The sequence below is a fragment of the Nonlabens sp. Asnod2-A12 genome (assembly GCF_045063745.1).
Lineage (GTDB): Bacteria > Bacteroidota > Bacteroidia > Flavobacteriales > Flavobacteriaceae > Nonlabens > Nonlabens xylanidelens.
This window is the reverse complement of record NZ_JBEFOB010000003.1, coordinates 2,551,450-2,565,224: the sequence shown is the minus strand read 5'-3', so window position 1 is coordinate 2,565,224 and position 13,775 is coordinate 2,551,450. Positions and strand designations below refer to the sequence as shown.

The 13,775-nt window shown below is 35.0% G+C and carries 7 protein-coding genes; 4 read left to right on the top strand and 3 right to left on the bottom strand.

The window, feature by feature from the left end:
* The first annotated feature begins 56 nt into the window (after nucleotides 1-56).
* The 4 genes from ACJJVJ_RS11685 to ACJJVJ_RS11670 are packed head-to-tail and all read left to right on the top strand — an operon-like array spanning nucleotide 57 to nucleotide 6,789.
* Nucleotides 57-674, top strand: coding sequence for a TetR/AcrR family transcriptional regulator (locus tag ACJJVJ_RS11685; RefSeq protein ID WP_405370455.1), 618 nt, complete (start codon nucleotides 57-59; stop codon nucleotides 672-674).
* Nucleotides 675-2,048, top strand: coding sequence for a TolC family protein (locus ACJJVJ_RS11680; RefSeq protein ID WP_405370453.1), 1,374 nt, complete (start codon nucleotides 675-677; stop codon nucleotides 2,046-2,048). It abuts the gene before it with no gap.
* A gap of 22 nt (nucleotides 2,049-2,070) precedes the next feature.
* Nucleotides 2,071-3,246 carry an efflux RND transporter periplasmic adaptor subunit gene (locus ACJJVJ_RS11675; protein ID WP_405370451.1) on the top strand — a complete coding sequence of 392 codons (1,176 nt, stop codon included), beginning with the start codon at nucleotides 2,071-2,073 and terminating at the stop codon, nucleotides 3,244-3,246.
* 3 nt (nucleotides 3,247-3,249) lie between these two features.
* Entirely contained in the window at nucleotides 3,250-6,789 is a 3,540-nt protein-coding gene (locus tag ACJJVJ_RS11670) for an efflux RND transporter permease subunit (RefSeq protein WP_405370449.1), read from the top strand.
* 352 nt (nucleotides 6,790-7,141) lie between these two features.
* Here ACJJVJ_RS11670 and ACJJVJ_RS11665 read toward each other — a convergent pair whose 3' ends face one another.
* The 3 genes from ACJJVJ_RS11665 to ACJJVJ_RS11655 all read right to left on the bottom strand — a co-directional run bounded on the left by ACJJVJ_RS11665 (nucleotide 7,142) and on the right by ACJJVJ_RS11655 (nucleotide 13,765).
* Nucleotides 7,142-9,403 carry an inorganic phosphate transporter gene (locus ACJJVJ_RS11665; RefSeq protein ID WP_405370447.1) on the bottom strand — a complete coding sequence of 754 codons (2,262 nt, stop codon included), beginning with the start codon at nucleotides 9,401-9,403 and terminating at the stop codon, nucleotides 7,142-7,144.
* Nucleotides 9,404-9,587: 184 nt separating this feature from the next.
* The gene (locus tag ACJJVJ_RS11660) at nucleotides 9,588-12,404 is read right to left on the bottom strand and encodes a TonB-dependent receptor domain-containing protein (RefSeq protein WP_405370445.1); all 2,817 of its coding nucleotides are present in this window, start codon (nucleotides 12,402-12,404) and stop codon (nucleotides 9,588-9,590) included.
* Between the two features lie 86 nt (nucleotides 12,405-12,490).
* Nucleotides 12,491-13,765 (bottom strand): hypothetical protein, encoded by a 1,275-nt coding sequence (locus ACJJVJ_RS11655; protein ID WP_405370443.1) that lies wholly within the window; start codon nucleotides 13,763-13,765, stop codon nucleotides 12,491-12,493.
* Between the last annotated feature and the right edge of the window lie 10 nt (nucleotides 13,766-13,775).

The following is a 13,775-nucleotide window of genomic DNA, read 5'->3' as shown; positions in this document are numbered from 1 at the left end:
AACTTCTAGAGTTTCGTTAGTTTCCTAGACGTATCTTTGCGCCCTTTAATAAATAAATGAGCGAAGCAAAAATAAACATATTAGAAACCTCTCTGGATCTATTCCTGACCTTAGGCTTTAAAAGTGTGACTATGGATGAGATCGCATCTAGATTAGGGATGAGTAAGAAAACCCTATATGCGCATTTTAAAAATAAAGGGCAGCTAGTAGAAGAGTCTTCTGTACACTTGTGCAATCATATATGTAGTGGTGTGGATCATATCATAGAAGGTGAGACAGAAAATGCTATTGAAGAACTGTACACCATTAAGCGTTATGTCATGGAACATTTAAAGGGTGACGAGAGTTCTCCTATCTATCAACTCCACAAATACTATCCAGAGGTACATAAAAAAATTACCGCGGTGCAATTTGACCACATGGAAAACTGTATCAAAAAGAACGTTACCAGAGGTATAGAAAAAGGATTATATCGAGACAATATAGATGTAGATTTCATTGCCCGTATTTACTATGTAGGTATTCAAGGAATCAAAAATTTAAACCTTTTCCCACCTAGTAAACACCCTACTGCTGCATTACACGACCAGTACTTAGAATACCATCTTAGAGGAATTGTAACTCCTTTGGGACGTAAAATTTTAAATAAAATAACCAATACAAACCACGATTAAATGAATTATAAATCATTATACATTTGGGTTTTTTGTGTTCTCGCTTTCGCGAAAGCGTACTCACAACAAGCTACAAATCAAGATTCATACAGCTTTACACTAGAAGAGGCTGTAACCTATGGTCTAGAGAATAATTACCAAGCGATAAATGCAAAAAGAGATATCGCAAAAGCACTGAAACAAAAATGGGAAACTACTGCTACAGGATTGCCACAAATAGATGGTAGTGCAAATTATAATTACCAGATAAAACAACCTATCACACCATTACCTGCAGAGTTAGTAGGCGGTGCGCCAGGGACATTTGTACCGGTAACATTTTCACCTAAACAGAGTGCAACTTTAACAGCGACGTTAAGGCAATTAATCTTTGACGGTTCTTATATAGTTGCGTTAGAAGCTTCAAAAACCTTTTTGGACTTTTCAGAAAACGCCAATAATAAGACAAAGCTTGAAGTAAGAAAAGGGATTATAAATGCTTATGGTGGTGTGCTTCTTACGCAAGAAAACATATCTATTATTGAGCGCAATCTAGAGACACTGACTAAAAATCTAAATGAAACTACAAAGATTTATGAAAATGGTCTCGCCGAAGAAGAAGATGTAGAGCAATTAAAAATCACAAAATCTCAACTAGAAAATCAATTGAACAGCGCTAGACGTCAGGAAGATATTGCTACAGACATGTTGAAACTAGCTCTAGGTATCGATTTACAAAAGTCTGTTAGTCTTAAAGAAAATCTAGCATCTCTAGCTCTTAAGAATATGGACCCTAGTATGACCACCAATACCTTAGAGTTAGATAAAAATGCAGATTATAATATCGCATCTAATTTTACAGAACAAAGACGTCTAGAATACAAGCTAGAAAGAGCAAAGGCTCTTCCTACTCTATCTGGATTTGTTAACTATGGAGTGAATTCATTTAATGATGATTTTACATTTTTAGATGGAGATAATAAATGGTTCGGGCAGTCTGTTGCTGGGATTAGTTTATCAGTCCCTATTTTTAGTTCACTGGGTAGACAGGCTAGAACAGATCGTGCAAAAATAGCTTGGGATCAATCGATTACAGACCTAGACCGTACAAAGGAAGAAATAAGATTAAATTATCAAACCGCTCTTAATAATTATCAAATTGCTATAGATAATTATAGTACGAGTAGGGATAATTTACAACTGGCAGAGCGCATTGAGAATAAGAACCAAATCAAATTTAGAGAAGGTCTTGCCACTAGCTTTGACTTAAGGCAGGCGCAAACACAACTGTACAGTACACAATCTACTTACTTGCAAAGTATGTATGACGTGATCAATGAAAAAGCAAATCTTGAGACTATTCTCAATACCCCAGAATTTACTACACAAAAATAAAACCACCACAGAATTATATATCATGAAAAAATTAAGCATACTATTTATAGGCCTTTTTATTCTCACCTCATGTGGTGATAAAGAACCAACCATAGACGAGTTAATCGCTACTGGAGACACAAAGGTTATATCTCAAAAGAAAACAGAGTTACTTAATGAAAAGAAAGAACTGGAAACAGAGATAAAAGCCATTGAAAAATATCTAGATAAGAACACAATTAAAAAAGATGGTGCTCTAGTTAGTATAGAAACTGTTAACGACACAATGTACAACCACTATATAGAGTTACAAGGTAATGTAGACACTAAACAGAATATCACTTTAATGCCAGAAATGGGAGGTATATTAACTAACGTTTATGTTAAGGAAGGACAGCGTGTTTCTAAAGGACAGCGTCTTGCAAGAATAGACGATGGAGGTATCGCTCAAAATATTGAGCAAATGAAAGTACAAGCACAACTTGCTAAAACTACTTATGAACGTCAGGAAAGACTATGGAATCAAAAAATAGGTTCTGAAATTCAGTATTTACAAGCAAAGGCTGGATATGAATCTCAACAAAATGCTATTAGATCCATGCAACAACAACTGGCTAAAACAATAGTAACAGCTCCGTTCTCTGGTGTAATTGACGATGTGATTACAGAACAAGGTAACACAGTATCTCCAGGAATGACACCACTTATTAGAATTGTGAACCTTAAAGACATGTATATCGATGTAGAAGTACCAGAAAACTATATCTCTTCTATTCAAAAAGGAACTGAAGTAATGGTAGAGTTCCCTATGTTAGGTAAGTCTGTTAATAGCAAAGTACGTCAGACTAGTTCTTTTATCAACCCTGCAAACCGATCTTTTAAAATTGAAATTCCTGTAGATAATAAAGAAGGAAATATCAAACCTAATCTAACTGCTAGATTAAAGATTAACGACTACACAAGTGAAGAGGCTATCTTAATACCTCTTGCGGTTATAAGTGAAAATCAAAATGGTGATCAATACATCATGATAGCTGCAGACTTAAAAGATGGTGACCAATACAAAACGGCTGTCGCAAAAAGAAGACTTATTACAACTGGTAAACCTAGTGCAAATATGATAGAAATTACTAGCGGTCTGGAAAAAGGAGATAACATTATAATTGAAGGTGCTCGTAGTGTAAAAGAAGACCAACAAATTAGAATAAAAAAAGCCTAAGTCATGGGAAAGAAAAGTGAAAAAGAGTTTGGATTTTCCTCATGGGCGATCAATAACCCCACGGTAATATGGATTCTTATAGGTCTTGTACTTGTTCTAGGAGTTCAGGGTTATTTTTCTATGCCTCGAGAGGATTTTCCAGAGGTTAAAGAAACAAAAATTTATATCTCTAGTGTTTACCCTGGTAACACTGCCGAGGATATTGAAAGATTAATAACAGACCCACTAGAGGATAGATTAAAGAACATTTCTGGTGTTGCAGAGGTTCTTTCTACATCTCAAGAAGATTATTCTATCATAACTGTAGAGTTTGAAGAAGGATCTCTATTAGGTAGTAGTATTACTGTAGAGGCGGCAAAACAGAAAGTTAAGGATGAGTTAGATGTAGAAACATCTAATGAGGACTGGCCTACTTTTAACGGTGCTAAAATTGAACCTAACGTCTTTGACCTCAAAATGAGTGAAGAGGTACCTATCATGAATATCAACCTGCGTGGTGATTATACGGTTAGAGAACTTAAAGTATTTGCTGAATATCTAGAAGACGAGATAGAAAGTCTACAAGAAATTAAGGAAGCAAGTATAAGAGGTGCACAAGAACTAGAAGTAGAAGTAGCAGTAGACATTTATAAAATGACTGCTGCAAAGGTGAGTTTTGATAACGTTATTAATGCAGTACGTGGTGGAAATGCTACAATGAGTGCTGGTAACATTAAAACAGAAAATCAAAGACGTACTATTAGAATTTTAGGTGAAATTACACAACCAGATCAACTAGAACGTTTTGTAGTTAAAAATGAAAACGGCCCTATATATCTTAAAGATATTGCTGAGGTAAGCTTTAAAGAAGAAGATAAAACTACCTATGCTAGAGAATCTGGAGATGCTGTCGTGATGATAGATATCAAGAAGTCATCTGGTAAGAACATGATTACTGCTTCAGAAAGTATTAGAGAGATAGTAAAAGCATCTCAAGAAGATGGAAGAATTCCTGAAAATATAGAAATTACTATCACTAATGATGGTGCAAATCGCACCCTTAATAAGGTAGATGATCTGGTAAATAACATCATTTTTGGTGTGATTCTAGTGGTAACGGTATTGATGTTTTTCTTAGGTTTTAGAAACGCCCTTTTTGTTGGGTTTGCTATTCCTATGTCTATGTTAATGAGTTTTATAATCCTTAATTTATTAGGTTATACATTAAACACGATGATTCTTTTTGCCATGATTATGGGATTAGGAATGCTCGTTGACAACGGTATTGTGGTGGTAGAAAATGTCTATCGTTTAATGGACGAAGAAGGTATGTCACGCATTAAAGCGGCAAAAATAGGAATCGGCGAGATCGCTGTACCTATTATCATTTCTACTCTTACCACTGTAGCAGCCTTTGTACCTATAGGTTTATGGCCTGGTGTAATGGGAGAATTTATGAAGTACTTCCCTATCACGCTATCTGTGGTATTAGGTAGTTCACTAGTAGTTGCTATTCTCTTTAACTCTATGTTAGTTTCAAAATATATGAGTATAGACGAGAAGGTGATACCGGTAAAGAAACTGTTACTTATCACAGCTGTAATGGGCGGAATAGGTTTACTGATTTTACTTTTTGGTGGTGCCATAAGAGGACTAGGGTCTGTAATGGTAGTAACCGTTATTTTACTGTGGTTATATAAATATTTCATTAAAAAATCGACCCTATTCTTTCAACGTAGAATACTGAGATGGTTAGATAATATTTATGAACGTTTCTTAAAATTTGCCTTAAGAGGTAAGAAACCATATTTCTTTACTGCTGGAATGGTAGTTATGTTTTTTGGGGTTCTATTCATGTATTTCGGTTGGTCTGTAGGTACTGGTCGTACTAAAGTAGAGTTCTTCCCAGAGAACAAACCTAACCAGATCATGGTTTACATAGAGTACCCACAAGGAACATCTATTGCCAAAACCAATAGAACAACCCAAGATATTGAGAACATCGTTTATGATGTGATTAATGAAGAGATGTATATAGAAGATGGTGAGAACTTCTTAGTAGAAAGTGCTGTATCGCAAGTAGGTGAAGGTGCTGGAAACCCTCAAACTGATGGTGGTAGTAGTGCAGAGATGCCTAACAAAGGTAAAATCACTGCATCCATGCGAGAATACAAGTACCGTAATGGTGCCGATAGTGAGATTTTACGTAAAAAGATACAAGAAGCTATACAAGGTAAATTCCCTGGTATTGCCATAAGTGTAGAAAAAGATGCTGCTGGGCCACCAGCAGGATATCCTATAAACGTAGAATTACAAGGTGATGATTATGAAGAACTAATTGTGACTGCAGAGCGTATGGTGAAATTCTTAAATGAAAAAAACATTGCTCCTGTAGATGAACTTAAGATAGACGTAAATAAAAGCAAGCCTGCAGTACAAGTAAAAGTAGATCGTGAAAAAGCCGGAGAATTAGGCATAAGCGCTAGTCAGGTAGGTATGCAATTACGTAGATCTATTTTTGGAGAGAAAGCAGGTGTTTATAAAAAGGACGGTGAGGATTATGACATCTACGTGCGTTTTAATGAAGAGAATCGTTATGACCGCAGTTCATTATTTAATCAGCGCATTACCTATAGAGACATGGCTACTGGTCAGGTTCTAGAAATACCGGTTAATGCTGTTACTACTCAAGAAAATGTATCTGGATTTAGTGCCATTAAACATAAAAATAACAAGCGAGTTGTTACCGTTTACAGTGCTTTAAAACCAGGATTCAGTGATGCAGGTGCTGCAGTTGCTCAAATTCAAAACGAGATGTTAGATTTTGAAGGTTTATCAGATACTATTAAAATAGATTACACAGGACAATTAGAAGAACAAAATAAGCAACAAGCGTTCTTGATGACCGCACTTATGGTAGGTCTAGCATTGATCTTCTTTATTTTGATATTCCAATTCGGTGGTATTTCAAAACCTACTATTATCATGGTTTCTATATTCTTGAGTTTCATAGGTGTATTCTTAGGACTTATGGTAACAGGATGGCCATTTGTCATTATGATGACCATGATGGGGATTATATCTCTAGCAGGTATTGTGGTAAATAACAGTGTGGTACTTATTGATTATGTAGATATCTTAAAACTACGTAGAAGAGAAGAACTAGGTATCGATGACGATAAGCACCTTATAAGCAAAGAAGACTCTTATAACGCGATTGTACAAGCAGGTAAAGCACGTTTACGTCCTGTACTACTTACAGCTATCACTACCGTACTAGGTCTTATACCACTAGCGATAGGTTTCAACATAGATTTCTTCAGTCTTTTTAGCGAGGCAGACGCAAAAATCTATATGGGTGGAGATAATGTAATCTTCTGGGGACCACTTGCATGGACCGTAATCTTCGGATTATTGTTTGCTACATTCTTAACCTTAATTATTGTCCCTATCTTATTGTACCTAGTACATAGATTAAAATTAAGAATTTTAAGATACAAGAATCCTGAACTTGTTGAAATGGACAAATCTGAGTCTTCTAGCACAACTAATGAAGAAGAATAAACAACAGAGATAACTCTTATTATTTACAAATGAAAAGGTGTTTACTACAAAGTAAGCACCTTTTTTAATGCTCAAATCTTACCTTTATTAAGCATATATAGACGACGCTACAACTAGGTAACTACATTATAGGTTTCATGTAAGGACAGGACTTTATTTAAAGGATAAGGCCGTATGTCTATTCCGCTTTCGCGAAAGCGGGACAACAACAACAACAACAACAACAACAACAACAACAACAACAACAACAACAACAACAACCCTATTAAATATGCTCCAAAAGAGTCTGATTATCGGACATAAAAAAACCGACTGATTAGAGTCGGTTTTTTATACTTGGAAAATTGTGTTATTAATTCTCAGGTTCAAATTTAGAAGCATCATACTCTAGATAATACTGCTCTGCTATTTGAATAGTTTCATTCATTAGATCTCTAGTTTCAAGCAATAGGCTGAAATAAAGCGTGGTGTTCTTAGGAGATTCTTCGTCATCCTTAGTACGTTTTACCTGCTTGTTTATTTTTTCATCTACTAGAGTAATCAGCTCTCTTTGTTCTACGATAATAGCCCCTAGATTACTGAAATCCTTTGTAGTAAAGGTCTCTTGTGCATCATTAAATATTTCGTGAATACGCAATATGATTTCCTTTAAGTCTTTTATCTGATTAAATTTAAGACTCTTGTGATTATTGCTTATGTGCGTGTTACTCGCCTTAGAAATGTAATCGAGTGATTGAGATACATCTTGAAGATTACCTAAAACATCAATGTAAAATTTACTTGCTCCTAGGTTGTGTTCATCAAGGTTTTTGATAAAAAAGAAAATGTTATTACGTAGATCATCTATCTCACCGCTTAACTTCTTACTCTCTTTCTTAGACGTTTTTAAAATAGCTAGATCTTGTGCAATAAGTCCATCTAGTGTGTTTTTATAAATACGCTTAGAACGTTTAAACACAGTAGCAACATTATCAGAGCTCTCATCAATAATACCCTGTATCGTTTTGCTTTCAGCTTTTTGTAATTGGTCTGTTACCTTTTGTTCTTGTTGGGATTTTTTATGCCCTATAAAACTACGTATAATTAACAAAACTGCAATTGTTACTAGAGCAACCACTGCATACATGCCACCTAAATAAATAAGGTAAGCAAATACAGCCGCAGCCGTAAATGCACTGAAGGCTGTAAAGAACCATCCACCTATTACATTAAGTACACCTGCTATTCTATACACAGCACTTTCTGTACCCCAAGCTCTATCTGCTAGAGATGTTCCCATCGCTACCATAAAAGTTACATAAGTAGTAGAAAGTGGTAATTTATAAGATGTCGCAATCGAGATCAATACACTAGCTACCATTAAATTTACAGATGCTCGCACATAATCAAACGCTGGTTTATCTGCATGTTTAGGCACCACCATAGGCACCGGTAGTTTTTCAAATCTAGAAGATATAAAATTAGATGCAGTGTCTGGTAAAATACGTTGTACACCGTCTGCAGCCACGATAGAATATCTTACTAAAATTCTAGATAAAAAATTAGATTGAAAACGCTCTGTACCAGAATCTTGTCTCGCTAGGTCTACAGATGTTTTTACAACCGCTTGCGCTTTTGAAGAAAACCATAGTGTTGCCACCATTATTAAACCTGCTGCTACTAGTAACAATTTATTAGAAGGTAGCTTACCACTTAAAAAGCTCATGTTAATCTCACTAGCTTTAAGACCAGTTCCCTCAGCAAATTCCCATGCCTGATATGCACCGATAGGCACACCTATAAAGTTTACTAGATCATTACCTGCAAATGCCATTGCTAGACCAAATGTTCCCAGTATAATAATCAGTTTATAAACATCCCATTTAATTAAGAATACATAAACAAAACTAAATGCCGTCCAGAATAAAAAGGTAACTCCTATAAAAGTATAGACATCTGTACTGCCTATAAACTCCGTTATTACACCTAGATCTGCTCCTTTAAGTCCTTTAAAAATGATAAAGTAAAACAAGCTAGTAAGTGACACACCACCAAAAAGTGCGGCTAGAAAAGGAGGTCTTCCTTCATAATCAAAAGTAAGTAGCAATCTAGAAAAGAACTGTACCAGTCCACCTATAATAAAGGCTACTACTACAGATAGTAATATCCCTAATATAATCTCTATAGCAGTATCTGTAGCGATATATTTACCTAGATCAAGAAGTGATTCTGCCTCATTTCCATTGATTTTTATTACAGACATACATACTGCAGCACCTAGTAATTCAAATACGATAGAAACCGTAGTAGAGGTAGGCAAACCTATACTATTAAAGAAATCGAGCAGTAGAATATCGGTAATCATCACAGCCATAAAAATGATCATGACCTCATCAAAAAAGAATTCTCCAGGGACAAAGATACCTTTACGAGCAACCTCCATCATACCACTAGAAGACATCGCCCCAAAGGCTATACCTATACTTGCGATAATCATAATAGTTTTAAAGTTAATCGCTTTAGAACCTATCGCACTATTTAAAAAGTTAACAGCATCGTTGCTTACTCCTACTACCAGGTCGGTAATAGCCAGTCCAGCAAGGATGATAAGCATGTATATATAAATATCAGACATTACGTTGTTTTATTCAACTTGCAAAAGTCGGCTATATAAGTATTTCAAATGTTATGCTACTGTTATTAATATTCCCCTAGTTTATCAACACCGCTTTCGCGAAAGCGAAACAAACACTATCTTATAAACGCAAAAAAGGCTACTCGATAGAGCAGCCTTTTAAAAAATTATTTCTAATTATAGTTTAGAATTTAATTCCATAATTAAGAGAGAATGATGTCTCTGGACTACGTAAAGAGAACGTACGATTATCAGATCCAAAGAAATCGTATTCACTTTCCTTATCATCTCCTAATATGTTTTCTATTTTAAAGCCTATCGTTTGCTTTATTTTATCTCCAAAAGTTTTACTAGCAGTAATATTAAGAGAATTAAATGGTAAAGTATAAACATCTGGAATATCACCAGATCCTACAATCTCAAGTGTTCTCCCTTGAACGTTAAAGAAAGCACCTACTCTAAGACTATTTTCAGTTTCATAAACTAAACCTGCATTTACTAAATAAGGAGACTGACCTTGTAAAGGTCTTGTATCATCTAAGGTCTGTCCATCACGCAATGTAGCTGTTCTATTTGCCTCTTCATCTTCACTATAATTTTGTCTAGACTCAATGATAGAAACATTCACAGAAGCATTAAAATTATTTAAAACACTTGTCAAGAAACCTAAGTTCTTTCTCACCTCAAATTCTGCACCAAAAACAGTTGCGTTACCTAAATTCAATGGTGTAAATTGACCTTCTGCCTCACGGATAAAACTCAACTCGATAGGATCAGTAAAGTCTTTGTAGAAACCACTTATTGCGTAGAAGTCACTCCCATTACCATACTTTTCAATTCTTAAATCCATGTTATCAATATAAGTAGGTTGAATATCCCTGTTACCTATAAAGAAAAAGTTAGAAACAGGATCAAAAATTTCAGCATCTGACGCTTCTTTAAACGATGGTCTTGCAGTAGTTCTAGAATAAGAACCTCTTAATTTAAAGCTCCTAGTATCATCTAGATCATAAATAAGGTTTAAACTAGGGAAGAAATCTGCTTTATCAATAAACTTAGTATCTACTGACACGACTCCTTGTTGATTTTGACCAGAATAACTTAGATCAAATTTCTCAAATCTAACACCGATGATGGATTTAAGACGATCGGTTAATTGAAATTCATCTGACAAATAAGCACTTGCTATAGATATTTTAGAATCAAAGTTGTTTGTAATGTTAAAATCTGATCTAACCGCAACTCCTGAACCAGTAGAAGGATTGTAAATATTATCAGGATTTAAAATTTCATTTGGATCACCATTAAATTCAGAACTTTGGAAGTTTTGTAAGATAAAAGAATATTGATCTACGGCAAAATCTCTGTTCTTGTAAGTGTACCCACCACCAAAAGTAAGTTTTGCTGGTTCTCCAAATAAAGTATGCCTTTTTGTAACATCAATTCTAGAAGCTAAATTTATCTCTTCTAATTCTCTAAACAATCTTGTTGGATCACCTGCTTCAGATGGTTCTATTGTAGGCACTCCTCCATCGATTCTAAACGGTGTAGTTCTAAAGTCTTTATCGTCTACACGAGACAAAGTAGGAGATAGTTTCCATTCAGTTTTCCAAGACCCATCCTTATTATTATGCTCTCCAGAGAACAACACATTTGTTAAAGACCTTTCTGTATAAGTAAGTACATCTTTCTTTATTTGATTAGATGAACGTTCTGAGTTTTCCTGAAATATTAATGCTGCATTAGACTCACCATTCTGAATATGGAGTACATTAAATCTATATTTAGACAATTCCGTTTTATAAGTTAAACCTAATAACCCATTAAGCAACACATTATTTGTTCCTAGTGCACCTTGCTGTGTCCTACCTACTACAGGATTATTATTACTTGAGTCTGCGCTCTTTCTAAAAATCTGACCGTCGATATAGTTGTCATAAAATTCTGTATCATTTTTGTAAGCTAAGGATGCTGTAAATCCTAAGGCATTACCGTTTTCAAACTTAAATTTATTACCTGCAGCAAAACTAAAACCGTAATCCATAAAACTTTTCTCTTTCATCGCAGCAAGCTCTGGATTGAAACTTTGAGTTAAAGCTCTAACAAATGTTCCATCTTGTTGTAACAAAGGAATAGGTGTTCCAATAGCGATAGGTGAGTCTCTATCTCCATTATCAAAACCTAAAAAATCAGTACTACTTCCATTGTAACTTAAATAGTCATCATTAAAGTGCATGTCTGGATTATAACCCAAACTTAAACTTATGGCATACTCCTCACTAGAAGGGATATCTTTAGTTAAAATATCAACTATTCCACCTGTGAAATCTGCCGTTAGATCTGCCGTTGCAGACTTTTTCACTTGCAAGTTTTCAATAACACCTGTAGGAAAAATATCTAATTGCAATGCATTTCTATCAGGATCAAGACCTGGTACCTCCATACCATTTAAAAGTGTTTTAGTATAACGATCTCCCAGACCTCTTACATAAACAAATTTCCCATCTTGAACTGATACACCAGGAACAGCTTTTACAGCACTAGCTACAGAAGAAGATCCAGATTTCTTAATAGACTCAGAGGATAAACCATCTAATACTACAGTTGCATTTTTCTGAACATCTAAAACTGCTTTTTCAGAATTTTGTCTTTTTGTTACAGTAATTACCACGCTGTCTAAAGCATCTGCAGCAGATGTTAATGTTACCTCTAAATTTGTTACCTGACCTGACTTAATTATTACATCAGTTATCTCCTTAGTACTATACCCAACAAAAGTAAAAACAACTGTATACGTACCTGGAGCCATTTCCATTGAATACTTTCCGTCAAAGTCTGTCGCAGTCCCGTAATTACTATTTTTTACCGCAACGTTTGCAAAGGCCAGCACATCATTAAAATCTCCATCGATAATTTTACCAGACAAAGTACCATTTTGACCAAATGAGAATAATGAACCTAAAAGGAACATGGCAAGCACTAAAATTTTAGAATTTTGCATTATTGAAAATTTATTTCTTTAAATTGAAAAAATGCTCATCATGATTTTATATCATGATGAGCATTAATAATTGGTTTTTTATTTAACTAGAAACCTAAGTTAGCTTTAGTATTTGCATATGTCCAAGAAAATGCAGATAAGTTAGCTCCTCCTGTTGTTCCTGAAGTTGCCCACGCAGCAGCATCACTAGTAAAAGAAGTTAAAGTTAATTCAGCTATATCATTAGAATCATCTTCATCATCACAGTTTTGTGCACAACCTACTTTTTCAACAAATACTTCGTTTGCAGCTGCAACACCAGTTGGTAGATCAATCACCCAGTTAGAAAAAGTTAAGTTACCATCTAGGTAGTTTTGAGCTACAGCATTGTTATCTAATTCAACATCACTTGATGCTTTAAAACCAGTTGCATATACATTATTAGTAGCACCTTGCGCTCTACTTCTATAGTCAGCATACTCACCATTAGGTGTGTTTGTATTTCCAAAAATAGTTGCATCATTTATAGTAAAAGAACCTGTTGCAGATCCTTCAGGACCATCTATTTCAAATGCGTGGTCAGATATATCTCCTAATACGATACCTGTATTAGTAATAGTACCAGAATAAGCTTGATCAATATCTATTGAATCATCACCTACAGCCCATACAAAGATATTACTTGCATTAACAGTTCCACCAAAGAACTCAACACCATCATCAACATTTGCTACAACTTCAATATTAGAGATTACAGTTCCAGAACCTACACCACCTAATGTTAAACCGTTGATTTCATTTCCTTCACCGATATTTGTACCACCGTGACGTATAGAAACATAATTTAAAACACCAGAATTATCAGTCGCATTAGTACCACCGTATAAACCGTTAGTATCACTAGCAGGTATACCTTCTATTTGTACAGCATCTACATCACCTCTTAATGAACTAGGTGCATTACCTAAAACTATAAGACCACCCCATAATCCTCTATCATTTTCTGTAAGATTAGAACCTGCAGTTTGACCTAAAGTAATATCATCTGCAACACTAGTAAAAACAATAGGGCTAGCAGCCGTACCATTTGCTTGTATAGACGCTCCTCTAGCTATAATAAGAACAGATGCATTTGCACCCTGCCCTTGCAAACCTTTAATTATTGTACCTGGCTCAATAGTAAGAACTGCACCACTTTCAACAGTAGTTCTACCTTGTAATTCCCACATACGATCGTTTGTTAATGTCTTATCACTAGAAATAACTCCAGTAATCACATTATCGCTTAGATCTGGACCTGACACTACTGTATCATCATCACTATCACAACTAGTAATAGTAAATGCCGCTATAGCTAACATTGAAATAAATAATTTTTTCATCTTTTGTTTT